This window comes from Halomonas sp. 7T, from assembly GCF_025643255.1.
GTDB lineage: Bacteria > Pseudomonadota > Gammaproteobacteria > Pseudomonadales > Halomonadaceae > Vreelandella.
The window spans coordinates 3,386,272-3,411,372 of the sequence record NZ_CP087112.1; the positions used below are offsets into that span (position 1 = coordinate 3,386,272).

A 25,101-nucleotide genomic window follows, 5' to 3' on the forward strand; every position below is an offset into this window, starting at 1 on the left:
CACATGGGATAGGTTTGGAATGGCTAAAAAAACACCTGCTTCGGCGGCGCAAAAACGTAAGCCTCGCATACTCTGGGCTAATGCCTTTTGCTTATTAGATACCTCTAGCGGCGCCAGCATGACAGTGCGGCAAATGCTCAAGCAGTTAGTAAAAGCAGGTTATGAGGTTGAAATACTGGGTGCGACGGTGTTTGACCATCCTCAAGGCGCTCAGCTATTTCAATCAATGGCACTGACATTGCAAGCCGATGGCCACATGGTTGAAGTTGAAGATGGGTCGCTTACTCACCAGCTGATTGTAAGTAAAAGTACCTATCGGGCGAACATTAGCGCAACGGTAGAAGATAACTGGCACCGCCAATACATTTACCTGCTAGATAGCTTTAAACCAGACATTGTTTGGTTTTACGGTGGGCAGCCGCTAGAGCTGCTAATTGCCGATGAAGCACGGGCGCGCGACATCCCTACCGCCTTTTATCTGGCCAACGGCAACTATAAATCGCCCCGCTGGTGCCGGGATGTTGATCTAGTGCTGTGCGATAGCCAAGCAACCGCGCGCATGTACCGTGAAACGGTGGGTTTTGTAGCCACACCGTTGGGTAAGTTTATCGATTCACAGCAGTTTGTAGCCGAACACCACCAACCTAAGCGACTGCTGTTTGTAAACCCCTCGTTTGAAAAAGGTGCAAGCATTGTTGTTCAGCTGGCGCTACAGCTAGAACACACCCGGCCGGACATTGAAATTGAGGTGGTAGAAGCCCGCGCTGACTGGCAACAGGTGCTAAATACGGTTACACGCCAATTGGGAGAAGAGCGGAGCAGTTTGCCCAATGTGTTTGTTACGCCCAATACCAGCGATATGCGCGAGCCATACAGCCGAACTCGGGTGCTGCTAGCCCCCAGCCTCTGGTGGGAAAGTTCAGGCCGCGTGCTGGCAGAAGCCATGCTCAATGGCATTCCCGCCATTATCACCAACCGTGGCGGTATGCCGGAAATGATTGACGATGCGGGCATCAAGCTTGATTTCCCCGAAGCCTGCTATGAACAGCCCTACCAACACCTGCTCAGCAATGAAGAACTTACCCCCCTGGTAGAAGCCGTTACCGCCTTTTACGATGATGAAGCGCACTACCAAACCTATGCAGAACGAGCAGCACGAGTAGGGCGTGAAAAGCATCATCTCAGCGTAAGCACCAAGCGTTTAACGCAAGCTCTAGCGCCGCTGGTCGCTCAAAAGGCAGGAAATAAGGATTTTCTTGTACCACAGCGCAAGCAACACAAACACCGCTTAGCAGGCACCGCCGCCAAGCCCAAGTTCTCATCTGAGGCTTATGTAGCACCGCCCCAAGCAGTGCAGCAAAAAGTAATAGCGCCGGCTGCGCCTAAGCCAACGCTGGATTTTGACTGGCAACTAAGCAGCAAAGTGGTGGTGTTGGATAATCGCGCCAAGCTGATTCAAACAGGCGCGGCAGATAAGCTGATCACGACTAACGCGTTTACGGTGTTAGCCTTTGACCCCGCGAGTGAAGTCGCCAATGCCAGCGCTTATGAAGGCCATGAACATATCCAGCTTTTTCAACATGCGCTGCTAGGGGATGGTCAACCCGCGGAGTTGAACGCCTGCCTAGAGGCAACACTCACAAGCACGCTTACCCTTCTGCCTGAAAGTGCGCTGCCAGAACACCGCCGCCAAGGCGCTAAGGTGCTAACCCAACTGCCCATCAACACCATTGCGCTGGATAGCATTGAAGGCCTACCAAGCTTAGATTGGCTGATTCTTGATGACCTTAGTGATGCCTCCGCTATCTTGGCTAACGGTGAAAAAGCATTAAAAGACACGCTGTTAATTCAAGCCCGCGTAGCCTTCCAGCCCACCCACGAAAAACAGCCAAACCTGGCAGAACTACAGCACTGGGCCACCCGCAACGGGTTTCGGTTTTATCGGTTTAACGATATTCAACACCACAGCCATATCCCAAGCACTTTAAAAACCCACGAACGCCCTGCAACCGAGCAAGAAAGTGCCGATGTATTGTTCCTTCCTAGCCAAGAACGCATGGCCGCGCTAAGCGAAGAGCAAAAGCTAAAGCTGGCTTTTGTGTTGAGTACAGTGTTTGAAGCGAAGGATATGGCGTATGAGCTATTGAATGAGGTTGATGAAAAGCAAGCCTTAAAATATCTTCTGGCAACCGGTGTCGTCACTCCTCCTGACAGAAAAGTGGAAATAAGCGGTAATGAAAATGTTGGCCCGTTAGATCCACAAGATCTCGAAGGGGTGAATCTTCATGTGATGGTTACAGAAAAGTTTATCGCACCCTATATCGACTTTATCTCAGAACACATACCTAAAGCAAAAAACCATTATGTTATAACGGGAGAGCAATCTTTTTCTTATGGATTGACAAATAAGCATGGTATCGAATTTATAAATTCAATAGAAGGGTTCTCTCGTCTAGAAGATTATATGCTTTATGCTGAGAAAGTTATTTTCCATGGGTTATGGTCAGAAAATGCGTATTCTATACTAAATAAAAAAGCTGAACTTTACTCAAAGTCTTATTGGATTCCTTGGGGGGGGGATTTTTATTTCCCTGAACGCCACTCAAAAATTAAAAAAGAAGTGATTAAGAATATTGGGAATATTGTTTCTTTTGTGGAACCTGATGTTGAGTATATTAGAAAACGTTATGGTGCTAAGGGGTGTCATCATAAAGCATTAACTTATCCTGTTTCTTTGTTTAGTGAATTATATGCTACACCATATAAAAAAGAAGATAATATTAATGTGATAGTTGGCAACTCTGCATTTGAAACCAATAATCATTTTGATGTTTTCAAAAAAATTGAAAAAATAGCAAGTCAGCCTGTGAATGTTTATGTACCTTTATCATATGGTCCATATGATTATGCAAAAACTGTAACTGATTTTGGCTATAAAATTTTTAATGAAAATTTTTTCCCAATTACTCATTTTATGGATAGGAAAGAGTACGAGGAGTTTCTTTATAGTATTGACTTGGCATTTTATGGTTATGACCGACAACAGGCGCTTGGTAATATTAATTTATTGTTAAGCATGGGTAAGAAAATATATATGAAAAAAGATTCACCTAACTGGAACCACTATAAAGCTCTTGGTTTTCGAATATACGATATAGACCTGTTTAGTTATAAGGATATTTTTAATATTGATTTTGAAGAAAATAACGTGAGTTTAGCAAGGAAGTGCTTCAGCAGTGATGAATTTAAAAGAAACTGGCAAGATATTTTGTTATAGAAAATGCAAGAATTTTTAAATTTTATTGGGCTTTATTGAATAAATATAATGTGTACATAGTGTTTTCTGCGTCAGGTGTGTAAAGCCAGATGTTCATTGTAATTTATACCATCTGGTTATTTTTTGACGTGGTACTTATGTTTATTTCTTTAGGCACTTCATGTGCTATGTTAGTTGTTAAAGTATATTCTGAGGATTGCCGCGGTGAGGTAGTCCCCCTCTGTCAGCCTAGTTGTCCGGTTGGCGATATCGCCTAAATCACATCCAGAGGGAGCGGCATGGAGCGCGTGTGCCACGTTATTCTAAAGAGCGTAAAGCCGCTGTACTGAAAAAGTTGCTACCACCCCACAATCGCAGTGTGGTGTCAGTCTCTACGGAAGAAGGCATCTCTGACGCGACGCTGTATAGTTGGTTAAAACAGTGTCGAGAAAAAGGAGTGCCTGTGCCGGGTTATACCCAAAGCGACAACGAATGGTCGCCTGACGCCAAGCTCGCTGTGGTCATCGAAACTGCCACCCTGTCAGAAACAGAGCTGGGTGCTTACTGCCGCGAAAAAGGCCTGTATCCCGAGCAAATCCAGCAGTGGAAAGCCGCTTGTCTTCAGGGCGCTGGGCAACAAGAACATCATCAAAAAACGGCACAAAAACAGCGTAAAGAAGACCGTAAAACGATCAAGCAGCTCAAAGCGGAAGTGCGTCGCAAAGACAGAGCCTTAGCGGAAACCACGTCATTGCTGGTGCTCTCAAAAAAGCTCGACGCCTTGTACGGCGAAGACCCGAACAGCGGCGAGGACGACTGACGTCGCTTGAGGAACGTACAAGGCTCATTGCGTTGTTTGATGAAGCGGTTACCGGAGGGGCTTCCCGTTATCAAGCAGCGGCGATTATCGACCTGAGTGAGCGCACGCTTAAACGTTGGCGCTCTGACTGTGGCGCTGTGATTGAGGATCAGCGCCCGCAAGCAGTACAAGGCATGCAGCCGCATCAACTGACTCACGAGGAGGAACAAGCCATATTGAACGCTTGTAATCGTCCTGAATATCAGAGCTTGCCGCCGTCTCAAATCGTGCCGTCACTGGCTGATCAAGGGGTCTACTTGGCCTCCGAGTCGTCATTTTATCGAGTGCTGAAAAAGCACCAACAGCAGCACCATCGAGGGCGAATGAAGCCACGCCGCTCAGTACCAGAGCCGACGAGCTTTACGGCCACTGGGCCCAATCAAGTCTGGTGCTGGGACATCAGCTACTGCTCTTCCGTTGTGCGTGGTCAGCACTGGTATCTTTACCTGATTATGGATATCTACAGTCGCAAAATCATCGCCTGGGAAGTCCACGAGGCGGAATCAGGCGAGTTAGCGAAACACTTGCTGGAGCGTGCCCTATTGCGCGAAGGCTGCTGGCATCATCCTCCGGTATTGCACTCTGATAACGGTGCGCCGATGACGTCTTATACGCTGAAAGCGAGGTTAACAGAGCTGGGGATGTTGATGTCTTACAGCCGACCGAGGGTGAGCAATGACAACCCTTACTCAGAAGCGTTGTTCCGCACTGTCAAATATTGCCCAGCGTGGCCCACAAAGGGCTTTGCATCGCTAAACGCGGTACGTGACTGGATGCTGACGTTCGAACACGCTTACAACGAACAACACCTGCACAGTGGTATTCGCTACGTGACGCCCGCTGACCGGCATCAAGGTGTCGATCGAGAACGCCTTGAACATCGCAAAGCGGTTTATGAAAGAGCTAAACGTCGGCATCCACAGCGTTGGTCGGGGAGCACCCGAAACTGGGAGGCACCCGGTTCGGTAGCGCTCAACCCTGGCAAGCTTCAGGAAGTCGAGCGTAATAAACAGGCTGCTTAGAGGCAGCTATTTGGACAACTAGGTTGAAAATCACCGTAGTCGCCTGTCCAATAGAAAAGATCAACGTTTTTTATGCCTTTAAAAAATAAGGCCTAAATATTTCAGTTTTTTAATATGCAACGAGTAGTTTTTTTTCTAGTTTTTTTAAACATTGCTTTCTTTCTTTGATTCGTTTTGCTGGTTGACCCGCGTAAATGCCGAATGCCTCACATTTAGTAGTCACAAGGCTAAGCGCCCCAATCGCCACACCTTCTTCAAGTGTTACTCCCGGTAGTACAATACTCCCAGAGCCAATAATAACATGCTTGCCGATATTCACCTCTTTAGAAGTAACGTTTTTAAATTGATCGGGCACCATAGGGTTAGTTAGAAACTCTCCTGAATAATCATCATTGCTGCTATAAATAGAAACTCTAGATGATATTCCACAAAAGTCATCTACTATTATTTTACCTGCACCAATAAGTGAGACGTAAGCCGCTATGTGAATATAATTTTTAATCTCAATTCCATCTTCCCCCGCTGATAAAATGCAGAAGTCATCAATTCTAACATTGCTTCCTATTTTTATTTTAGAGGGATTGTAGATTGAAGCCTTATCAGATATTAAAACGTTGTTGCCAAACTCTTTTAATCCAAGAGCGTTTAGTTCGTTATGGTTAAGGTATGCCACTATAGGTATCTCTTTGTTTTAGATAGAACATATTTCACGTCGCATCCTGAATAAATAGGCATGCATACTATGCGGCTGGCAATGTCTTTAGAAATAGGCTGTATAGGTTTTTTTCCAAAACTTTCCACCGACTCAAGTGAAGGATAAAAATACCGTCTTGTCAGCACGCCATGCTCTTTTAATAGCTCTATTATCCGCACGGCCTGTTCTTCGCTTTCAAATACTATCGGAAAATAGGCGTAGTTGTAATCCAGCTCTTTTGGTTTAGCTTGTAGTTGCAGGTTCTGGCTCAGTGCTTGCTCGTAGCGGTGCCATACGGCGGCACGGGCTTTCAAGTTTTCTTCCATTTCATCCAGCACACAAAGCCCCATCGCTGCCTGCAACTCATTCATCTTGGCGTTGATGCCTAGTTCTTCAATCGTTTCCGGCCCGGTGATGCCGAAGTTGATCATTTTCTTGGCGCGCTCTAGGTCTTCCTTACGTTTGAATACAATCGCGCCACCTTCGCCTGTATGGAAGAGCTTGGTGGCGTGAAAGCTAAGCGTGGCGGCATCGCCGTGTTTGAGCAGGCTTTCACCTTTGTAGTTCACACCAAAGGCATGAGAGGCATCATAGATGACTTTCAGGTGGTGCTTTTGTGCGATGGAACCGATGGCTTCTACATCGCAGGCGTTGCCAAATACGTGTACGGGCACGATGGCGCGAGTGTTCGGGGTTATCGCTGGTTCGATGTTGGCTGGGTTCAAGCACCAGGTGTTGGGGTCAATATCTGCAAATACGGGAATTACGCCTTCCCACTTTAACGAACTGGCGGTTGCCACAAACGTAAATGGCGTGGTGATGGCCTCAGTAGGTTCATCACGGCCACTAATGCCCAATGCCCGGTAGGCAATTTGCAAGGCTAGGGTGCCGTTAGCGACAAGCAGTAGGTTTTCTACCCCGAGATACGCCTCTAAGCGCTTGGTCAGCTCTTGTACTAATTCACCATTATTGGTGAGCCAGGCGCGCTCATAAATGCCATCTATGTAGCGGTTGAGTTTTTCACGGTTAGGCAGGTAAGGCTTGGTAACAGGAATCATTGGGTGCCTTTTTATTTAGCGAAATAGTGCGGCATCGGCTGACTATAAATCGTTGGCTAGTTGCTGCAAATAAGCACCATAACCGCTTTTTCCTAACGGCTTGCTTAGCCTGACCAATGTTTCTTGGCTTAACCAGCCTTGGTTGAAGGCAATTTCTTCAAGGCAGGCAATTTTGTAGCCCTGGCGTTTCTCTATCGTTTCTACAAACTGGGCGGCTTCTAGCAAGCTTTCGTGGGTGCCGGTATCTAGCCACGCAAAGCCGCGACCCAAAAGTTCCACGTGTAAATCGCCGCGATCCAAATAGACTTGGTTGATGCTGGTGATTTCTAGCTCGCCTCGTGAAGAGGGTTGTACCATTTTTGCGATATTAATTACGTCATTATCGTAAAAATACAGGCCGGTAACGGCATAGTTTGAGCGCGGTTTTAGAGGCTTTTCTTCGATTGATAGGGCGCGTTTATCTGCGTCAAACTCTACTACGCCAAAACGCTCAGGATCTTTGACTTGGTAGCCAAATACGGTGGCACCCTTGCCTTCTTCTGCCCTGGTAACAGCTTCTTTGAGTTTGGGCGTAAAACCTTGGCCATAAAAAATGTTATCGCCCAGCACTAGGCACACGTTATCGGTGCCGATGAAAGGCTCCCCAATTAGGAATGCCTGTGCTAAACCTTCAGGCTTGGGCTGTACCGCATACTGCAAATGGATACCAAAGCGACTGCCATCACCCAATAATCGCTGAAAGCTTGCTTGATCGTCGGGCGTGGTAATTATCAATATCTCCCGAATGCCCGCCAGCATTAGCACTGAAAGCGGGTAGTAGATCATGGGTTTGTCGTAGATGGGCAGCAGCTGCTTGGAGACACCCATGGTGATGGGATAAAGCCGAGAGCCACTGCCGCCTGCAAGGATAATACCTTTCATAACTGCCCTTCGCGATGCGTTGTCATATCGTTATCGGCATCTGCGGTTGCTTCTTTAAATGGCGAGTGCTTATCCATACCAAGTGCCCATACAACAGTTTTGTGTAACCCGCTGCTGAAGCTTTCCGAAGGTTTCCATCCAAGTTCATGCGTGATTTTGCTGTTATCGATAGCGTAGCGTTGGTCGTGCCCAGGGCGGTCTGTTACGTAGCTGATTTGTTCTGAATAGGAGCCACCAGCGCGGGGTGCTATCTCATCAAGTAATCTACATATCTCATGCACAACATCAATGTTGCTGTGTTCGTTGTTGCCGCCAATGTTGTAAGTGTTCCCTATGCGCCCTTGGGTCAGTACTTGATGCAGAGCGCGGGCATGGTCGTCAACATACAGCCAGTCTCGTCGTTGTTGCCCATCGCCATAAATGGGCAAGCTTTCTCCCGCCAGCGCGCGGTTAATCATCAGCGGGATCAGTTTTTCTTGATGCTGCCATGGCCCGTAGTTATTTGAGCAATTTGTAATCAGGGTGGGTAGGCCATAGGTGCGGTGCCAAGCTCTGACTAGATGGTCTGAGCTCGCTTTGCTGGCTGAGTAAGGCGAACTTGGGGCATAAGGCGTTGTTTCAGTAAACGCTGGGTCGTTAGGCGCTAAATCACCATACACCTCATCCGTCGAGATATGGTGAAAGCGAAACCGCCCCCGCTTGCTGCTCGCTAATGTTTGCCAGTAATGGCGGCTTGCTTCTAACAGTGTGTAGGTGCCGACAATATTCGTTTCAATAAAATCAGCTGGGCCGCTGATAGAGCGGTCTACATGGCTTTCAGCGGCTAGGTGCATAACCGCATCAGGCTGGTATTGAGCAAACAGTTCGTTGAGCGCAGCTTGGTCGCAGATGTCTATTGACGCCAAGTGGTGGCGCTCGTTAGTTAGCGCCCCGCCCAGCGCACTGAGGTTGGCAGCGTAGGTCAGTTTGTCAATGTTGATCACGCGCCAGCCGGTGTTTTCCATCAAGTAGCGCACAACGGCACTGCCAATGAAGCCTGCGCCGCCCGTTACAAACAATGTGGCCATGTGGTTTAGGTGCCCTGGTACTTAAACGTTGTTACAACAGCATAAAAGCCATTCAAGACTGATGAGTTTGCCATAAGTATTTTTAGTTAATCGCAAGAAAAGCGAGCTTGAAGGGCAGTACATCAAAACGGCAATACCAGGGTGTGATGATTAACACGATGAACTTTCACCTGAAGTTCAAGCTTGGGTATCCATTGTCTGTCTGAGCCAGGATGCTGTTGAAGTCACTATTATTGAAAACGCGCAACATCTCTATCAATGGGTTTAGGCACTGCAATCCTAAGAAGCACTATGACCACCGATGGTGAGCGACAATGCATTGGCATAGGATTAAAAAAAGTTGCCGGATTAAACTGCAACGTGAGCGTACGATCAGGGAGCATGAGATTGCTTCGTCGTTGTTGTGCCATTCTTAAGCAGGCGTGATGCATCAGTGCGACAATATCGGCCAGTGCAACCTCTGCGATTAGCGGCGGAACAGCCCAGGGTAGTGCGGCCCAATGCAAATGTAGAGGGCAAGCCGGATATTATTCTGTTTAGAATGGGTCGCCAGGAAGCCAAATGCTGCTGAGAAGCTGGGTTAATTACCCTTTAGATGCGTGCTATGGCTGGTAAGCTGAGAATACCTACATCTGCTTGCACCGCTAGGAGTACCGTGAAGTCTCACGCCACCACTATCTCAGCTGTTTCTGTAGTGAACGAGCTAATTCCCAAACTCGATGCTGTGGAACATCAGGTTGAGCAGACGATTAGCGCCATGCTTGAAACAAGCCAGCTGCCGAGGCAAATAGAGCGTTATACGAAGCTACAGGCCGAGTTTCAGCTGGAACTCACCATGATTCGTATGAATTTGGAACATTTGCTAAAACGTTATAGCCAAGAGCTAGCGGCTGTGGTGAATGACCCGCGCCAGGATGTGCTGCTTACGTTAGATGCGTATGAAGCCACCGCCATTGAAAACGCAAAACAGCTGTATCGTCGGGTGCAGGCACTACAAACCCAAGGGGTAACATGACGCCTGACGACCACCAGCGCGTGATTGACGAGCTTCAAACGCTCATCGAAGAAACACAACAAACGTTAACCCGTTTTGAAGCCACAGGCATGGATGAAGAGCTGGCAGCGGATTACGAAAAGCTGCTGACAATATTAGATAACGCCATTAAACAGCAACGCGAGCATACCAAGGCGCTGCTGTTAGTATGAGATTGCTTCGTCGCTACACTCCTCGCAACGACATATTCAGGTCATGGGGCTTGGGTAGCAATAATCAATCCACTGCGTGTTAGGCGTTTGCCTCTGGTGCTATAACGACTCTACTTCAAACGCTACGATTTGGCGTTTAACGCTTGAAAACTCTACGCCGACCAAATGAATCGGCTTGCCGCTGGCGCGGTGCTTGTCGGCATAGCCTTTGGCTTTGATCTGCTCAAGCGCTTTGCCTTCTGGTAGCTGCTCTACCACTTTGAATTCGAATAGGTAGATGTGGCCATTAAAATCGACGCTCATATCCACTTTGCCCTGGTGGCTGGCATCTTCCACCGTCACGTTCACGCCCAGCGCGGCGAAGTGGCTGTAAAAGACGCTCGCGTAGTGGCCTTCATATTGGGCGATAGGGTTGTTGCGGTACCAGTCGTGGGGTAAACCGGCATAAAGCGCTTTAAGGTGAGTTTCTAGGCCTGTCAGATCATGTTTCAGAAGCACGTTAAAAAGCGCCAATTGATAGGTTTGTGCTTCACTGTTCTGAATGCCCAGCACGGGCAGTAGAAATTCGTTCAGGCTACTTTCTACTTCTCGGTTAGGAAAGCCGAGCGAGTAAAGCCGGTAGCCGGTCATGGGCTCTTGCACGTCTTGAATCGTAATGTAACCCGTCTGGAACAGCAGCGCCTCAGTGGCGATGTCATCCACATCAAAGCGGCCTAGCAACTGCGCCTTTGCTTGGAGCGTATTAAGTTGTGGTGTAAACACTCCGCGTTGCTTTAACAGGTCAATTAAAAAGGTGGGCGTGGCGCTCTCAAACCAGTAAGGCCCAAATTCGCGTTTTTGTAACAGCAGCAATACGTCAAACGGGTTATAGACACTAGGAACGTCTTGCCCGCCCCAGCGGTAGCCGTTGTACCAGCGGCGGATCTCTTCACGGTCAAGCCCCGGTAGTTCTGGCGCAAATACCGTATCCACATCGTGATTGGTATAGCCGCAAATGGCCGCGTAAGGGGCGTCTAACGTAATGTCGTTGAGGTTATTGAGCCCTGAAAACAGACTGACTTTGCTGAACTTGGAAACGCCGGTCAGCAGCACAAAGTGCAGGTGGGGGTCGGCATCTTTAAGCACGCTATAGAGGTTTTTTAGCCCCTCGCGCAGTTCACGCGCCCTATTGCCGTCGAGGATATTGTCCAGGGTGGGTTTGTCATACTCATCGATTAGCACTACCACACGCTGGCCATAGTGCGAGTGGGCTTGGCGAATAAGCTGCTCAAACTCACCGGCGATATCGGTATCGTAGGTGAGCGTTAGCCCTAGGCGCTCGCGCTCCGTATGTAACTGGTCGCGGATACGGACATCCAGCTCCTGGCGATTCTGCATCACACCACTGCCAAAACTTAAGCGCACCACAGGGTAGCGCCGCTGCCAGTCCCACTTATCGTGAATATATAATCCGTCAAATAGCGCTTCGCGGCCTTCAAACAGGCAGGCTAGGGTATCTAGCAGCAGGCTTTTGCCAAACCGCCGTGGGCGCGAAAGGAAGTAGTACTTGTTCTGATTGACCAGCGTCTCAATGAACCGCGTTTTATCGACGTAGTAGTAGCCGCCTTCGCGGATATCTGAAAAAGTTTGTATCCCGATGGGCAGCTTACGACGATGAGCAGATGGCATGCTGGCCTCCAATAATGAAACCGGTCGAACCCTGAACAGTCTAGCATGCCGAAGAGTGGTGTAGGCCGTACTTAGAGCGCACATGAATGATGGGTTTAGATAGCACGTAAGTGCTGATTAAAGAAGTTCAAGCCATGCTTTGAGTGAATAGGGCCAGCCAGACACTTGGTGTATGCTGTTTAGCTGATATATCTCACTATTAAGCTCGGCAAGCGTGGCATGCTAGGGCGCGTTTTATCATCAACCGAAGGGAATCGGCGGTGGATACCATGGCATTAACACTCGTCATTGCGGGCAACGCGAAGGTGTAACGCCGCTTGATGTTGCGTTGCTGGGTGGTTTATTCGGTCTCTATGAGGATGGGAACTTCCACTCTGCTAATGCCCCCCAGTCGCCATGCTTCAATGGAACGGCTGCCCTCTGGTACCTGCACAGAACCCCACGCCACCCGAAACGTGGTGGCGTACACCGCGCCGTCTCCCATCACAATGCTGGCGTTAATGTGGTATCGCCGCTTTTGCTCTTGCATCTGTGCATCATCAAGATCGGATTGTATGTCAATATTTTCGATACCGTGCTCGTTACATGCGCGATGAAAGGCGGCAAACTTTTCATCGTAATAGGGGTCGGGTTCGATCTTGCGTTGATGTAAAGAAAGGTGCCGCGCTTTATCGCCATCGCAGATGGCTTGAATAGCGGCTGCCACCATGCCGGTGGCTGTCTCGCTGTGGGCGACATTGGCGAGTGCAGAGAACGATAGCAGCAACGAGAAAACCGTCGCGATGAACGAAACGGCTACAGCAGCAGTCGGTTTGACCATGTCTATTTCCCTTGGTGTCACTCTTGTTTTAAACAACGTAGGCTTTTCAAACTTTTTTAAAACCTAGACGTTTCAAACATAGGCGCCATTGGCGCATCACGCCAAAGGGGGAATCAACGTGTGTGGTCGTTCGGCATCAACAAACAGGGCGCGGTGAGTCACCGCGCCCTTCGTCAATGTGTTGCTTCAAAGTGCCGTTTCAATGTGCTTGTTCAACCAGCGGCTATACGTAAAAGTCCAAATCCTCTTGGGCTTTCAGCAGATCCCGCATTTTGATGGGGTCATCACCGAAGAAGAAGACGAGCCCCCAATGCGTGCCGAAGGCTGAGCGGTCGGGCACCGTCTCCTCGGTGGGCGCCACCAGTTCATGCGACTCGAAATAGGGGTGGTCGACACACTCTGGGGGCATTACCAGTTTGCTGACCACACGGCGGCGTGGGTACACACCGAAGCAACCCGCGTAGCCTTTCGCATCCACGACTTCTTTGGGGAAGAAGGCGGCGACTTCCTCTTTGGTGCTTTTCGGGTCGAACACCAGCATAGAGGCTTGGTAGGCGTTGAAGCCGTAGGCTTTTTCAATCAGCTCAAACGCTTTGAAGCCCGGCGGGCGGTAGGCAACTTCGCCAAAGTACATCTCACCATCGGCGGTCACGAAGTACTCGGGGTGAATCAAGCCAAACTGGATATCGAACGTTTTAATCAGCAGTTCGATCTGTTTGGTGATGGCGTTGCGCCAGCTTTCGAGTTCTGCCGTCGCAGGGACGAATACCGAATAGCCCAGCGTGACATATTCCGAAATATTCAGGAACTGGATTTTGCCGTCGTGTATCCAGGCTTCAACGGCAAACTCCCAGCCGCTTAGATGGCTTTCCATCAACAGCGGATACTCTTCATCCGGAATATTGTCGATTTCCTCTAACGTGCGAATCATCCGGTGGCCAAGACAGCCGGCTTTATCGAAGGCTTTGACGTGAATCGGGTCGTCCGGGTCGCCGTCGAGCTTGAGCAGCGTCTGGTTAACGCGTTTCATAAAGCGAACGATGTCTTCTTTTTCGTGCGCTTCTTCAAAGATCCCGACGCGGATGCCGCCGAGCTGGGCACGGCGTTTCATCAACGCTTTATCGCGGAAAAGAATTGACTGCCCGTACATGCGGGGGCTGTCCATAAGGACAGAGTTGATCGCGCCAGACCATTCCACGGTTTCTTCAAATAGCGGGATGGCAACGTCAACGCCTTCGGCTTTCAGCCGCTCGGCGATTTCCATGGAACGATCGTTCAGTCGCACAAAATTCCAAGAAATATAGGGAATATTGTTGGCGGTACAGAAATCTTCGGCCCACTCTGGGGCCACAACGACATAGCGGCGGTCAAATTTTTGCGCCGCTTTAATCGCATTCACGCTCCAGCCAAGCAGGGCAATATAGCCTTTGTTGGGGTCTTTAGGGGTCTCGGTGCCTTTCACCGAGTCCAGGTCAGGGTCGCGCCACGCCGCGACGGCTTCGGGTAACTGTTTTTCTGATGTTATCGACATTCAGTGTTCTCCTTTGCTGGTTAACCCAGGCTGACAGCACCGCATCAAGGCGCATCAGGTGAACTAAGCCGCAATCAGTCATGTTTTGAAGAAGGGGCGGGAAGGGGGTCGAAAAGCCTGCGCTGGGCGGTGTTATAAGATCCTTCTCAGTTCAATGTTATTGCTAACATAACTACTTAACATAGACGAGTTCGCTATCATTGGCAATTCAACGCAAACGCCTATTGTAAAGTTGGCACGCTTGTTGCGCAGGAGATAAAACATGTCTAATGGCTAATATTTTTGTGTTTTATTTATTTACGTTAATAAAAGTGTTTTATCGATGGCGATAAACTCGCTGGCCTCATTCATTAGTGTGGCAGCGGTAAACTGAGGAACGCCATACACCTCAACTTTTTTATGATAGTGCGTACGAATTTTTTTGACGAGAAGATCAAAGTCGCCGTCTCCTGACACCAGTACAATAACATCGGCTTGGTCGGCGTGCTCCATGGCATCTAGCGCAATGCCCACATCCCAGTCCCCTTTGGCTGAACCGTCTGAACGTTGTATCAATGGCTTCAGTTTTACATTAAAGCCAATTGTCCTGAGTATATTTTGAAACTCCCGCTGCTTTTTGTCTCCTTTGTCAATGGCATAGCAAAAAGCATTCACAACATCTCTATTAGCGGTGGCTTGAGCCCAGAATTTATTGTAATCAAAGTTTTTTCCGTACGCTTCACGCACGGTGTAGTACACATTTTGAATATCAATAAATATGGCAACTTTTGTCATTCATAGACCTTTCTTTAAATGATTAGTATCGCTTTATATTAGCATTGAGCGTATCGGGTCGATAACTATGAGACTACCACGTTGCTGGTTCTTGCCCTTCATTATCGCGCTATAAACGCGGGCCACCGCTGAGCCGTAGGTAGGGGGTAAGGTTCAAAACGTTAAATGCTGTACAACTAATGGTAGATCTTGTACCAGTTTTTGGTTTTTAATGCTTCAATAGGTTTATCTAGACACCCCCTTATCGCTTCACGATAAAAGGCGCTAACAACGATGACTTCCACCAATTCCCCCGCTGGGCTTCAGGCGTCGACATCGCCAGCCCTTTTCCCCCGTACCGTGATGCTGGCAGGTAACGATTCTGAAACGACCCGCAGGGAGATAGAGGCTTGTTTTACCGCGACATTTGACCGTTACGAGTCGCTGTTTACTACCCTGGTGAGTGAGGAGGCGTATGTTCGCAAGTCTATCCCGCTTAGGCATCCGCTGATTTTCTACCTCGGGCATACCGCGACGTTTTTTATCAACAAGCTGGTGCTGGCGAAGCTTCTGCCAGCGCGCATCGACCCGAATATGGAGTCTATTTTCGCGGTTGGCGTCGATGAGATGAGCTGGGATGACCTGAATGATGACCACTATGAGTGGCCGTCGGTCAGTGAGGTGATGGCGTATCGCGGCAAGGTTCGCGCAGCGGTGCTTTCATTGATCCGTGAGTTACCGCTGTCGCTGCCCGTCGATTGGCAGAGCCCGTTCTGGCCCATCGTGATGGGTATCGAGCACGAGCGGATTCATCTTGAAACCTCGTCGGTGTTGATTCGTCAGCAGCTGCTTGAGCTTGTGACACCGCAACCTGAGTGGGCGCCTATCCGCACAACCGGTGAGCCGCCGGAAAACAGCCTGATCACAGTGCCGAGAGGGGACGTGACGTTAGGTAAATCCTTTGACGATCCTTTCTACGGCTGGGACAACGAGTACGGCCATCACCACAGCGACGTTGAAGAGTTTAAGGCCAGCCAGTTTCTGGTCAGCAACAGTGAGTTTCTTGAGTTTGTTGAGGCCGGTGGCTATTTGACCGACACGTTCTGGTCAGAAGAGGGGTTGGGCTGGCGCAACTTTGCCAAGGCAACGCACCCGACGTTTTGGGTGTGGAAAAACGAGTGGTTTTTGCGCTTGATGACCGAAGAGGTCGAAATGCCTTGGGACTGGCCGGTAGAGGTCAACTTCCACGAGGCCAAAGCGTTCTGTAACTGGAAAAGCGAACAAACCGGCCAGCCGGTGCGTATGCCAACAGAAGACGAGTGGCATCGTTTAGCGGAGGAAGCGGGCGTCACCGAGCTTGAGAGCGACACGCCTGCTAACGCGAATTTGCACCTGGATTATGGTGCGTCTTCGTGCCCGGTCACCCGCTTCCAACACGGCCAGTGGTTTGATGTGGTGGGCAACGTTTGGCAGTGGGTGGAAACCCCGACCTATCCGTTCCCAGGCTTTGACGTGCATCCGCTATACGATGACTTCACCACGCCGACGTTCGATAACCAGCATAACCTGATCAAGGGCGGTTCCTGGATCTCCTGTGGTAACGAAACCAGGCTCAGCGCCCGCTATGCGTTTCGTCGTCACTTCTTTCAGCACGCGGGTTTCCGCTATGTGGTGTCGGATGCCGAAGTCAAAATGCCCAGCGCCTATTACGAAAGCGATGCCCGCATGGCGGAGTACGCGGAATTCCATTACGGCGATGAGTGGTTTGGCGTTGCCAACTTCCCGCAGGCATTGGCCAACCGGGCGCTGGCAAGCGTGGCGGGCAGGCAGAAGAAACGCGCTCTGGATCTGGGCTGTGCCAGCGGGCGTTCCAGCTTTGAGCTAGCCCGTGAGTTTGAGCACGTTGACGGGGTGGACTTCTCGGCCAACTTTATTCGCCAGGGCGTGGAAATGGCTGAGCAGAAAGTGCTGCGCTATACCCGGGTAGAAGAGGGCGAGTTGGTCAGCTACCAAGAGCGCACCTTGGCGAGTTTGGGGCTGGAAGACGCGGCGAACCGTGTGAGCTTCCACCAGGGCGATGCCTGCAACCTCAAACCGCAGTTCAGCCAGTATGACCTAGTGCTGGCCGCCAACCTGATCGACAGGCTCTATAAACCTGCACAGTTTTTGCAGACCATCCACGAGCGCATCAACGCTGGCGGTATTCTGATGATTGCCTCGCCCTATACCTGGCTGGAAGAGTACACGCCGAAGGAGGAGTGGATTGGTGGCTTCAAGCGAGACGGGGAGAATGTCACCACCCTGGACGGCTTGAAGGCGCTGTTGGATCCTCACTTTCAGATGATCAGCGAGCCTGAGAAGGTGCCCTTTGTGATCCGCGAGACCATGCATAAATATCAGCACAGCCTCTCGGAAGTCACCCTGTGGGAGCGGCGCTCCTAAAGCACCTGGTGGGCTTTTAGCCCACCAGACCCGCAATGGCCCGGTTAATCGACGCGTGTTCGGTTAGCCGGGCAAATAAGTCTTCGTCAGCCTCGCCGCTGATCAACCCCAGCAACACTCCTAACACCGCTCCCCGGTGAACGTTGTCACCGCCAACTTCCGCATTCATCTGCAAGGCTTTTAATGGCGCTTTGTGGTGTTTGCAGGCCAAGTAGAGCACCGCAGGCCAAGCGTCGGTGATATAACAGGCGGTGGATAAAACGCTGCCTACCACCTCACGTTCGCTGTATTGGCTTTCCACCAATTTTGTCAGGTCGCGCTTTGATAGGCCGCGGGTGGCCTTAAGCAGAGTGTCTTCTACCGCATCGTCATCGTCTCTAAACAACAGGCTGTCGATCAGTTCGACATAGGCGTCGCACACGTCCGCCAGAAAAGCGTCCGGGTGGGTCAGGGCCAGGTGCTGGCGGCACAGCTTGCGGGTATCTGCAAGTGACGTTCCTTTTAGACGTTCGCTAATCGCAATTGGCGCAATGGTCACCAAGCCACCGATGGAGGGCGTGTCGTGGGTCACGGCGCCACACTGTTTGGGCGGCAGCCCCTTTTCAAGATTGGCGAAAAAACCCCGGTGGTAGGATTCGGCGTAGGTATCCGGGTGGGCGGGTGTCTCCGCCGTCATGAGCTGGATATAAGCCTTCAAGAAAGCATCGCTATCATAATGTTGATCTGGCCCTGCCAGGGTGCGCATTAGGGTCAGCGCGCAGTGAGCGTTGAGCGTGTTATCACCGGGCTGCATGCCCTGGTGGTAGTGCACATTGGGTCGATTCCAGTAGGCCTGCTTGCCTTTCAGAATGACGCCGCCGACAACTTCAGGCTGTTGGCTGCCCGCCCGCTTGCGGCCGCCGCCGCTGGTGGAGTGCATCGACATAATCGATGAAGGGTGAAACGCAGGCGGCGCCTCAAACGTGTTGATCCCTTCAGGAAACGCGCGGTCGATATCTTGAACGTTGTAGAACCAATGCACGGGCATGGCCAGTGCATCGCCAATAAACAGGGTTTTAAGCGCGGCGGTCGCTCTTGCGGGCACGGTGTGGGTCATGGTCGTCACTACTCTTGGAAATCGTTTGCGGTGAACGTCACGCTGAGCGGGAAGTCTTCCGTTGGCCAACGTCCTGTTTGCACGGTTTCACCGCCCTGGCTTTGGACTACATAACTTTGCTGGCCGTGATGGCGAAGTGACGCGGCGAGCTGGGTGATGGCGACGGCATCGTTGCCGCTCAACAAACCGATTGGTGTGCCTGGTGCCATCCAAAAGCGGGCATCTTCTGCGCTCGCTATTGGCTGTGGTGGTTCGGGCAGCGCGATACGCTGATACCAGTCACTCACTGCTTCGGTGGTGCCAATCACTAACAGCGGTGGCTGGGCTTCATCCTGCAGGTTAACCGGCGTGGTCAGCGCTTCGGCGTCTCTGCCTAACACCTGACGTGCCAACGGGAAGAGAGCGTCATCCAGTGCCAGCACCCGCGTGGTTGGGTCAAGCATCAGCTGGCGCAGAATGGCAGGCGTTGGGCCAGGGTGGCGCAGCAGGTCGGCACCTGGATCTACCTCAAGTGATAGGGGGCGAGATGCCAGGTGCAGCTCGAAGGTTTGCTGTGCGTCGTGCATCGGTTGGCGCACGTTAACCGGCCCCTCTTCGGTGGTGACCACCAGCGGAACCTCCATTGGCCAGGGCGCGTGTTGGCCGCGTTGGATCAGCATGCCGCTGATCCGGTAACCATCTTCGTAGGCTTGGGTTTTTATGGGCTCTACGTGCAGCGTGGGGCGGCCCGGCTGGGAGATCCACGGCATGATAAAAGCGTCTTGTGGTTCGCCGGAGGCCATGCTGAAAGCATCAATGAGCGCCTGCCAGTCAGCGGTACGGTGCATCCACTGATCGGCAAAATGACGGAGACCAAGGTCAAACGCCTCGTCGCCAATGCGCTGGCGCAGCATGTGGAAGAGCATCGCGCCGTGCTGGTAGCCAATCAGGCGGCCAGCGGGGTCGGGGCTACCGCGAAAATCCATTAAGGCGGTTTCCTGGCGGCTGGGCAGGGCGGCAAGGTCAGCGAGCCAGCGGCGCCGCATATCGTCATCCTCACCGCGCTGCTCAGCAAGCGCGTAATCAGCAAGGTAAGTGGTCAGCGCCTCGGCCCAGTTGCCGCTTGGATAATCGACCCGCACGCCCGCTCCCCACCAGGCGTGCATCAACTCGTGTGGCAACGAGGTGTGAGGAATAAAGGGCAAGGGGATAACGCGCTCGCCCAGCAGCGTAAAACCAGGAAAGGCGAGGCCGACAGGCGCGGGAGACGCCGCAATGGAGAAGCTTGTATAGGGCAGCGGCCCCAGACTGGCTTGAAAGCGCGCCAACTGTTCGGCAGCGTGCTGCAAGTACGTCTCGCCAAAGGCGCCATCCAACGCCTCGGGAAAGAGCGTGCGCAGCTGTACGCCTTCAACCTCACGCTGGCGCAGCCGCCAGGGGCCGGTCGCAATCTCTACCTCACGGGTGTTCGGGTGGTAGAAGCGCGCCACATAGGGGGCGCTATCGGCGTGCTGCTCGTCTACCAGCGAGCCGGTGGCAACGGCGAGTTGCCCATCCGGCACGCTGACGGTTAGCCATAGGGGCGCAGCTGAATCGCTAAGATGTGGGTACCAGCCAGCGCGGGTGGGTAGCAAACTGCCTTCGGCAGCTACTTGGTGGCGGCTGCCGTTACTTGCCTGTGGTAGCGTACCCTCCCAGCGAAGCGTGATGGGCGTGGTGCTGCCTGCTGCATCGGCATCCAGCGGTAGATGCCAGCGCCCATCCGCCTCTTGAACCACCGTCAGTTCGTCATCGCCACGCGTTGCCGAGGTGACTGTTAAGCCTTCCAGCAAGCGAAAGCGGCGTTCTGTTGCGAGGGGTTGGTGTAGCTCACCTTGCAGCGACCGCGTCGTTGGGTCGAACTGAATCAACAGGGTGCGGTCAGCAGAGCGCTCCTGCGGCGTCCCCCAGGCAAAACTCATTGCCAACAGCCATAGCAGCGTGCTCAGGCAACTTATGCGCAGCAGCGGGCGGCAGTAACGGAGAAAATGCAGCATCAGGCACCCCGCAGGCAGAAGTTAATTCGTTACATTACATTGGGCGTTGATAGATATAAAGAGTGTATAAGAAATGCTCTGAATGGCGAGGCCACGCCACGCATGCGAAACTATGCATGGCAGCCCAGGCGGTCAGGCAACGCCTGATAATCACAGGGGCTAATTACAAGGGGCTAATTACAAGGGCTATGCAATGAAGTCACTCCAGCAATATCTTGGCCGTATAGCCGCCGCGCTGCTGTTGGTTACCCTTATTAGCGGGTGCCGCGGGCAAGAGTCCGTGGAGGTGCCACTGACGATCCTGGCGAATAACCCTGCGGCCTTCGATGATAAGCACATCATCACCCAGGGTGTCGTCCGGCACTTTAACGACCCTCTCCATTACTGGATTGAGGACGAAGGCCTCAATCGCGTTGAGATATTTCCCCACGAGCAAATAGCGCCGCATTTAGGTGACGCTGTGACGGTAGAGGGCCAGTTTCACTTCTCATCAGATGAAGGGCGGCGGCTAACCCTCACGCGGGTCGAGCAGCTGCAACGTGCGCGGTAACGAGAGAGTAAAGGTAGTGCCTGCTTCAGCGTGGCTCTCGACCTGTATTTCGCCTTCATGCCAATGGGCAATCGATTGGACGATCGCTAGCCCGAGCCCGCCTGATTCTGCCAAGCCGGTTCGTGATGGGTCGCAGCGGTAGAAGCGTTCGAAAACCCGCGGCAAGTCATCAGGTGAGATAGCCACGCCGTGGTTATGAATGCGCAGCTCGAACCGCTCTCCACTCTCCTGCGTACGGATGTGAATCGGTGTGTTTGAGCGGCCGTGGCGCAGTGCGTTGGCGATCAAGTTGGCTAGCGCTGTGCGTAGAAGGTCGCGGTTTGCGACCACGGTTCCCGTGGCCTGATTGACGAGCGTACGGCCGTCATCCTCCGCCATGCCTTCAAAGTAATCACAGAGCTGTGTCACTAACAGGCCCACATCGACTTCCTCAGAGGCAATATCTTTGGAGGGCGTTTCGGTGCGTGCCAGAAACAGGATGCTGTCGATCATTTTCGCCAAGCGCTCGTACTCTTCGATGTTAGACGCCAGCACCTGCTGATACTCAGGCACGCTTCTCTCCCGCCGCAAGGCATGCTGCGTTTGTCCCAGCAGGTTGGTTAATGGCGTCCGCAGCTCATGGGCCATGTCGGCGGAGTAGCGGGAGAGCTGCGAAAAACCGTCCTCTAGACGATCCAGCATCCGGTTTAGCCCCTGGCTGAGGTGGCTGATCTCTTGGGCTTCGCCGGTGACATCTAAGCGTCGGTCTAACTGGCGGATAGTGATGCGATTAGCCTGCTCAACCAAGCGCCGTAACGGTTGAAGCCCATGCCGACTCACGCCCCAGCCGAGCAAAAAGGCGAGAAGGGCACCGGCTACTAGCGCAAACCACAGCATTAATCGGTAAGCCCCCAGCATCTGGTTGCGCTCATCAAGTAGCTTTCCGGCGATCAGCGTTAAAGGTCGGCCATCCTGCTCAAAGGTATGCCATGCCAGTCTCGCCGGTATCGGCCCCACCGTCTCTACCAAACGAACCGTGTTGGCCATCGGGAGGTTAGGTACGGGCAAATCGCTCGGGTTGACTTCAATAAGTACCTGGCCGGTGGCGTCGAGTATCCACAGCAGGCTGTCTTGGTTGCCAAACATGTTGGCATAGAGATGAGAGCGTTGGTGGAGCATGTCTACGCTTTCGCCGTTGTGGAGTAGCGCTTCTAAACGCTCCAGCCGCCCTTGCAGCATCTGGTCATCACGCCAGGCTATTTCACGGGTTAAGGAGTGATAAAGGTAGGTGCCAAGGCTGCCCAACAGCAGCACGCTGACCAGGGCAAACAGCAATGAAAGACGAGCAGCTAGAGAGTTGAGGGGCAGCATTAGGCGCGATCCTCAAGCACGTAGCCAATGCCGCGCTCGGTGTGTATGAGCTTTTGCGTGAAGGGGTCGTCTACCTTGGCGCGCAGCCGCCGGATGGCGACTTCTACAACGTTGGTGTCGCTGTCGAAATTCATCTGCCACACCAGGGAGGCAATGTAGGTGCGCGACAGTACCTCGCCTTCCCGATCCAGCAACAGTTCTAGAAGCGCAAACTCTTTGTTGGTGAGCGGGATGCGCTCGCCTTGACGCGTTACCCGCCGACGCAGCACGTCCATTTCCAAATCCGCTACGCGAAAGTGCTCTCGCTCGCGGGGCGGGCTGCGGCGTAATAACGTCCGCACCCGTGCCAGCAGCTCCACAAAAGAGAACGGCTTAACCAGGTAGTCGTCGGCACCGAGTTCCAGCCCCTTCACGCGATCTTCCACCGCGTCTCTGGCGGTGAGAAAGAGTACCGGCACCTGGCTACGGCGGCGGATCAGCTGTAGCAACTGCCAACCATCCAGGCCCGGCAGCATGACATCCAGAACCACCAGGTCGAATTCGCTTTCGTTAATCAGGTGCTGGGCATCAAACCCATCCCGAGCGACCTCGACACTGTACCCCGACTCCCCCAGCCCTTTGCATAAATAGTCGGCGGTCTTGTGTTCATCTTCTACTACCAGGATACGCATGCCGTCACCCCGCTAAATCGGAACAGAGTAGCCGGATCCGTCAGTCTTTCACATTACAAATCTGTAATGCTGCCGTCAGGTGATTGACGAGGTCGAGGTGTCAGTATGGCCCCATCAATCAATAAGGAGGTTTCCATGACATTACGACTCGCCCGCTTGCCGATGCTCGGCGCCGTTTTACTCGCCGGTAGCGCACTTGCCGATATTGGCCCGGTTCAACAGCAGAACCTTTCGCTGGAGCTGGCGAATCGCCTAGTGAGCGCCACCCTTGAGGCGTGCCATGCCGACGGGCGAACGGCCGTTGTGGCAGCCGTCGACCGTGGTGGAAACCTGGTGGCGCTGCAGCGCGATGACAATATTGGCCCCCATAACACCGTCGCTGCGCAACGTAAGGCGTTTACCTCACTGTCGACAGGCACCCCCAGCCGTGAACTGGCCGAGCGTGCCCGCCAAGACCCTGAGTCGGAAAACCTCAATACGTTAGATGAATTACTGCTGTTAGGTGGCGGCGTTCCGTTGAGGTCTGGCGGCGATCTAATTGGCGCGCTCGGCGTGGCCGGGGCGGGTGGTTCTGCCATTGATGAAGGCTGTGCCATCACGGCAATTGAGCGCGTCTTACCGCAATAAAACATCGGCTGTTTTAAGCCACCGATTGTTGATTCAACCAATCTTATTTTCGCCTTTATGGCATCACTCTTATAGGTATTTTTTTATGAAAACCTTATCTGCACTGGTTACCGGTATCGTCTTCAGCGGCGTTGCGGCCATGGTACAGGCAGGCGATAACCCGCTTAGCGTTCATGTTCTTAACATTCAGAGTGGTTTGCCATCGCCTGGCGTTGAAGTGGAACTTGAGCGCCGTACCGATGCTGGCTGGGAATCCTTAGCGACGGCCACCACGGATGAGGCAGGCCGTGTTTCTGCCCTTTATCCGGCTGATGAAGATTTCCTGGCGGGTGTCTACCGCGTGACCTTCGAAACCGGCGACTGGTTTGAAGAGCGCGAGATAGCCACGTTCTTCCCGGATGTTCCTGTGCCTTTCCTAGTGGAAGACACCGAACAGCACTACCACATTCCGCTGCTGTTAAGCCCTTATGGCTATTCCACTTACCGCGGCAACTGATTCCGCTGCGTAGCCTTATTAGCGTCTATCCCGGTTAACATTTTATAAGTTTGAGGTTATACATCATGAAAGTTTTCAATATCGCAGCCGCTATTGCGTTAGCCCTCTTCTCTAGCATAGCGCTCGCTGAAAGAGGTTCTGGTGAGGGTAATAAAATTGCCTATCCTGACTCGTCGTTACAGCAGCAAGTTAGCGATGCCGAGCACTTCACACCGGCTGAGCTACAGACGCGGAATCCGTAATAAAGTATGCAGTGCTAATATGCTTAAATAAAACAGGGCGGGCCAGCAATGGTTCGCCCTGTTGGTGTGATTAAAGAAAAACGTACAGTATCGTCGTTATGCTATGTATCAGGTTTTAGTATTGCCGCCATTGTTTACTGCGTCGTTTTACGTGCTAATCACCCCGAGCAAGATCATCACACCTGGTATCCAGCCGGTAAAGATGGCGCAAAAAATGGTATAGGTCGCGACAGGGCGTTGAATGGGCTTCGCCAGCGCTAGCAGATAAAAGAAGCTGAGCCATAAAAGCGACCATGCAAACCAATTCACGGTATTCCACAGCTTGAAACTGGTCGCGTAGCTGGAGATGGAGTGCACGCCAATCACTGCGGCGGTAATGCTGACAAAGAGGCAGAACCAGCCTAGCCCTCTTCCATCAGATTTTAGCCACTGATTGGCACCTACCCATAGGTACGTAATTGAAAACAGCAGTGTAAAAGCCCCTGCACTAATCTCAATCGTGTTGCTGGGGTCTTTGAAGATTAAGTGCGTGGCGATAATAAAGCTGAGCAACCCTACCAGTACGTTGATGATGGAGACTTCGTGGTTGCTTATTTTTCCCAGGAGCCAAATACCATTTATAAACAAAACAGCACCCACATATAGCAATGTAAGACCCAGGATCATGCTGACTTGCTCCAGATGTTTAGTTTTAACGAAGCCACGTGATCGCTCACGTGGCTCTATCGGTGTGCTGTTAGCACGTCGTTGATGAGGT

At 51.9% G+C, this 25,101-nt stretch carries 21 protein-coding genes and 1 pseudogene; 9 read left to right on the top strand and 13 right to left on the bottom strand.

Annotated elements, in window-relative coordinates; translation table 11 throughout:
- Positions 1 to 19 precede the first annotated feature (19 nt).
- Both LOS15_RS15875 and LOS15_RS15880 read left to right on the top strand, forming a co-directional pair.
- On the top strand, positions 20 to 3,277 hold the full coding sequence (locus LOS15_RS15875) for a TDP-N-acetylfucosamine:lipid II N-acetylfucosaminyltransferase (RefSeq protein ID WP_263067004.1): 3,258 nt from the start codon (positions 20 to 22) through the stop codon (positions 3,275 to 3,277).
- A gap of 289 nt (positions 3,278 to 3,566) precedes the next feature.
- Positions 3,567 to 5,137, top strand: a pseudogene (locus tag LOS15_RS15880) (IS3 family transposase).
- A 109-nt stretch (positions 5,138 to 5,246) separates the two neighbouring features.
- Here the strand turns inward: LOS15_RS15880 and LOS15_RS15885 are convergent.
- The 4 genes from LOS15_RS15885 to rfbB are packed head-to-tail and all read right to left on the bottom strand — an operon-like array spanning position 5,247 to position 8,877.
- The gene (locus LOS15_RS15885) at positions 5,247 to 5,810 is read right to left on the bottom strand and encodes an acyltransferase (RefSeq protein WP_263067005.1); all 564 of its coding nucleotides are present in this window, start codon (positions 5,808 to 5,810) and stop codon (positions 5,247 to 5,249) included.
- Positions 5,810 to 6,889 (bottom strand): DegT/DnrJ/EryC1/StrS family aminotransferase, encoded by a 1,080-nt coding sequence (locus tag LOS15_RS15890; RefSeq protein ID WP_263067007.1) that lies wholly within the window; start codon positions 6,887 to 6,889, stop codon positions 5,810 to 5,812. The genes LOS15_RS15885 and LOS15_RS15890 overlap by 1 nt, the downstream gene beginning before the upstream one ends.
- 42 nt (positions 6,890 to 6,931) lie before the next feature.
- Positions 6,932 to 7,810, bottom strand: a complete 879-nt coding sequence (rfbA, locus tag LOS15_RS15895; protein WP_263067008.1) for a glucose-1-phosphate thymidylyltransferase RfbA — start codon at positions 7,808 to 7,810, stop codon at positions 6,932 to 6,934.
- Positions 7,807 to 8,877: a dTDP-glucose 4,6-dehydratase gene (gene rfbB, locus LOS15_RS15900; RefSeq protein ID WP_263067009.1), complete on the bottom strand. Its 1,071-nt coding sequence runs from the start codon at positions 8,875 to 8,877 to the stop codon at positions 7,807 to 7,809. Before rfbB ends, rfbA begins: the two co-directional genes overlap by 4 nt.
- Before the next feature lie 655 nt (positions 8,878 to 9,532).
- Between rfbB and LOS15_RS15905 the strand changes: the two genes are divergently transcribed.
- Together LOS15_RS15905 and LOS15_RS15910 are read left to right on the top strand one after the other, a co-directional pair.
- Complete coding sequence (locus tag LOS15_RS15905; RefSeq protein WP_263067011.1) at positions 9,533 to 9,892, top strand: hypothetical protein; 360 nt, start codon at positions 9,533 to 9,535, stop codon at positions 9,890 to 9,892.
- Entirely contained in the window at positions 9,889 to 10,083 is a 195-nt protein-coding gene (locus LOS15_RS15910) for a hypothetical protein (RefSeq protein ID WP_263067012.1), read from the top strand. Before LOS15_RS15905 ends, LOS15_RS15910 begins: the two co-directional genes overlap by 4 nt.
- A 99-nt stretch (positions 10,084 to 10,182) precedes the next feature.
- On the opposite strand, the gene LOS15_RS15915 is transcribed toward LOS15_RS15910, so the two are convergent.
- From LOS15_RS15915 to LOS15_RS15930, 4 genes are all read right to left on the bottom strand, one after another.
- Positions 10,183 to 11,751 (bottom strand): ATP-binding protein, encoded by a 1,569-nt coding sequence (locus LOS15_RS15915; protein ID WP_263067014.1) that lies wholly within the window; start codon positions 11,749 to 11,751, stop codon positions 10,183 to 10,185.
- A gap of 340 nt (positions 11,752 to 12,091) precedes the next feature.
- Positions 12,092 to 12,571: a hypothetical protein gene (locus LOS15_RS15920; RefSeq protein WP_263067015.1), complete on the bottom strand. Its 480-nt coding sequence runs from the start codon at positions 12,569 to 12,571 to the stop codon at positions 12,092 to 12,094.
- Between the two features lie 223 nt (positions 12,572 to 12,794).
- Positions 12,795 to 14,102, bottom strand: coding sequence for an acetyl-CoA carboxylase biotin carboxylase subunit family protein (locus LOS15_RS15925; RefSeq protein WP_263067016.1), 1,308 nt, complete (start codon positions 14,100 to 14,102; stop codon positions 12,795 to 12,797).
- Between the two features lie 297 nt (positions 14,103 to 14,399).
- Entirely contained in the window at positions 14,400 to 14,876 is a 477-nt protein-coding gene (locus LOS15_RS15930) for an NYN domain-containing protein (protein WP_263067017.1), read from the bottom strand.
- A 273-nt stretch (positions 14,877 to 15,149) separates the two neighbouring features.
- Here LOS15_RS15930 and ovoA point away from each other — a divergent pair, with 273 nt between their 5' ends.
- Complete coding sequence (gene ovoA / locus LOS15_RS15935; protein WP_263067018.1) at positions 15,150 to 17,297, top strand: 5-histidylcysteine sulfoxide synthase; 2,148 nt, start codon at positions 15,150 to 15,152, stop codon at positions 17,295 to 17,297.
- 16 nt (positions 17,298 to 17,313) lie between these two features.
- On the opposite strand, the gene LOS15_RS15940 is transcribed toward ovoA, so the two are convergent.
- Positions 17,314 to 18,393 (bottom strand): ADP-ribosylglycohydrolase family protein, encoded by a 1,080-nt coding sequence (locus LOS15_RS15940; protein ID WP_263067019.1) that lies wholly within the window; start codon positions 18,391 to 18,393, stop codon positions 17,314 to 17,316.
- A gap of 8 nt (positions 18,394 to 18,401) precedes the next feature.
- Positions 18,402 to 20,408 carry a M1 family metallopeptidase gene (locus tag LOS15_RS15945; RefSeq protein WP_263067020.1) on the bottom strand — a complete coding sequence of 669 codons (2,007 nt, stop codon included), beginning with the start codon at positions 20,406 to 20,408 and terminating at the stop codon, positions 18,402 to 18,404.
- Between the two features lie 193 nt (positions 20,409 to 20,601).
- Here LOS15_RS15945 and LOS15_RS15950 point away from each other — a divergent pair, with 193 nt between their 5' ends.
- The gene (locus tag LOS15_RS15950) at positions 20,602 to 20,958 is read left to right on the top strand and encodes a hypothetical protein (RefSeq protein WP_263067021.1); all 357 of its coding nucleotides are present in this window, start codon (positions 20,602 to 20,604) and stop codon (positions 20,956 to 20,958) included.
- On the opposite strand, the gene LOS15_RS15955 is transcribed toward LOS15_RS15950, so the two are convergent.
- A complete protein-coding gene (locus tag LOS15_RS15955) occupies positions 20,917 to 22,308 on the bottom strand; it encodes a heavy metal sensor histidine kinase (protein ID WP_263067022.1) in 1,392 nt (463 codons plus the stop codon). The two genes, LOS15_RS15950 and LOS15_RS15955, sit on opposite strands and share 42 nt — an antisense overlap.
- Entirely contained in the window at positions 22,308 to 22,979 is a 672-nt protein-coding gene (locus LOS15_RS15960; protein ID WP_263067023.1) for a heavy metal response regulator transcription factor, read from the bottom strand. Before LOS15_RS15960 ends, LOS15_RS15955 begins: the two co-directional genes overlap by 1 nt.
- A gap of 135 nt (positions 22,980 to 23,114) precedes the next feature.
- On the opposite strand from LOS15_RS15960, the gene LOS15_RS15965 reads away from it, so the two are divergent.
- From LOS15_RS15965 to LOS15_RS15975, 3 genes are all read left to right on the top strand, one after another.
- Positions 23,115 to 23,606 (top strand): GlcG/HbpS family heme-binding protein, encoded by a 492-nt coding sequence (locus LOS15_RS15965; protein ID WP_263067025.1) that lies wholly within the window; start codon positions 23,115 to 23,117, stop codon positions 23,604 to 23,606.
- Positions 23,607 to 23,691: 85 nt separating this feature from the next.
- The gene (uraH, locus tag LOS15_RS15970; RefSeq protein ID WP_263067027.1) at positions 23,692 to 24,102 is read left to right on the top strand and encodes a hydroxyisourate hydrolase; all 411 of its coding nucleotides are present in this window, start codon (positions 23,692 to 23,694) and stop codon (positions 24,100 to 24,102) included.
- Positions 24,103 to 24,167: 65 nt separating this feature from the next.
- Positions 24,168 to 24,344 (top strand): hypothetical protein, encoded by a 177-nt coding sequence (locus tag LOS15_RS15975; protein ID WP_263067029.1) that lies wholly within the window; start codon positions 24,168 to 24,170, stop codon positions 24,342 to 24,344.
- Positions 24,345 to 24,491: 147 nt separating this feature from the next.
- On the opposite strand, the gene LOS15_RS15980 is transcribed toward LOS15_RS15975, so the two are convergent.
- Positions 24,492 to 25,010 (bottom strand): AmiS/UreI family transporter, encoded by a 519-nt coding sequence (locus tag LOS15_RS15980; protein WP_263067030.1) that lies wholly within the window; start codon positions 25,008 to 25,010, stop codon positions 24,492 to 24,494.
- Positions 25,011 to 25,101 lie beyond the last annotated feature (91 nt).

Coding starts and splice junctions, on each gene's coding strand:
- LOS15_RS15875 (WP_263067004.1), top strand. CDS start 20: ATGGCTAAAAAAACACCTGCTTCGGCGGCGCAAAAACGTAAGCCTCGC.
- LOS15_RS15890 (WP_263067007.1), bottom strand. CDS start 6,889: ATGATTCCTGTTACCAAGCCTTACCTGCCTAACCGTGAAAAACTCAAC.
- rfbA (WP_263067008.1), bottom strand. CDS start 7,810: ATGAAAGGTATTATCCTTGCAGGCGGCAGTGGCTCTCGGCTTTATCCC.
- rfbB (WP_263067009.1), bottom strand. CDS start 8,877: ATGGCCACATTGTTTGTAACGGGCGGCGCAGGCTTCATTGGCAGTGCC.
- LOS15_RS15910 (WP_263067012.1), top strand. CDS start 9,889: ATGACGCCTGACGACCACCAGCGCGTGATTGACGAGCTTCAAACGCTC.
- LOS15_RS15915 (WP_263067014.1), bottom strand. CDS start 11,751: ATGCCATCTGCTCATCGTCGTAAGCTGCCCATCGGGATACAAACTTTT.
- LOS15_RS15920 (WP_263067015.1), bottom strand. CDS start 12,571: ATGGTCAAACCGACTGCTGCTGTAGCCGTTTCGTTCATCGCGACGGTT.
- LOS15_RS15925 (WP_263067016.1), bottom strand. CDS start 14,102: ATGTCGATAACATCAGAAAAACAGTTACCCGAAGCCGTCGCGGCGTGG.
- LOS15_RS15930 (WP_263067017.1), bottom strand. CDS start 14,876: ATGACAAAAGTTGCCATATTTATTGATATTCAAAATGTGTACTACACC.
- ovoA (WP_263067018.1), top strand. CDS start 15,150: ATGACTTCCACCAATTCCCCCGCTGGGCTTCAGGCGTCGACATCGCCA.
- LOS15_RS15940 (WP_263067019.1), bottom strand. CDS start 18,393: ATGACCCACACCGTGCCCGCAAGAGCGACCGCCGCGCTTAAAACCCTG.
- LOS15_RS15945 (WP_263067020.1), bottom strand. CDS start 20,408: ATGCTGCATTTTCTCCGTTACTGCCGCCCGCTGCTGCGCATAAGTTGC.
- LOS15_RS15950 (WP_263067021.1), top strand. CDS start 20,602: ATGAAGTCACTCCAGCAATATCTTGGCCGTATAGCCGCCGCGCTGCTG.
- LOS15_RS15955 (WP_263067022.1), bottom strand. CDS start 22,308: ATGCTGCCCCTCAACTCTCTAGCTGCTCGTCTTTCATTGCTGTTTGCC.
- LOS15_RS15960 (WP_263067023.1), bottom strand. CDS start 22,979: ATGCGTATCCTGGTAGTAGAAGATGAACACAAGACCGCCGACTATTTA.
- LOS15_RS15965 (WP_263067025.1), top strand. CDS start 23,115: ATGACATTACGACTCGCCCGCTTGCCGATGCTCGGCGCCGTTTTACTC.
- uraH (WP_263067027.1), top strand. CDS start 23,692: ATGAAAACCTTATCTGCACTGGTTACCGGTATCGTCTTCAGCGGCGTT.
- LOS15_RS15975 (WP_263067029.1), top strand. CDS start 24,168: ATGAAAGTTTTCAATATCGCAGCCGCTATTGCGTTAGCCCTCTTCTCT.
- LOS15_RS15980 (WP_263067030.1), bottom strand. CDS start 25,010: ATGATCCTGGGTCTTACATTGCTATATGTGGGTGCTGTTTTGTTTATA.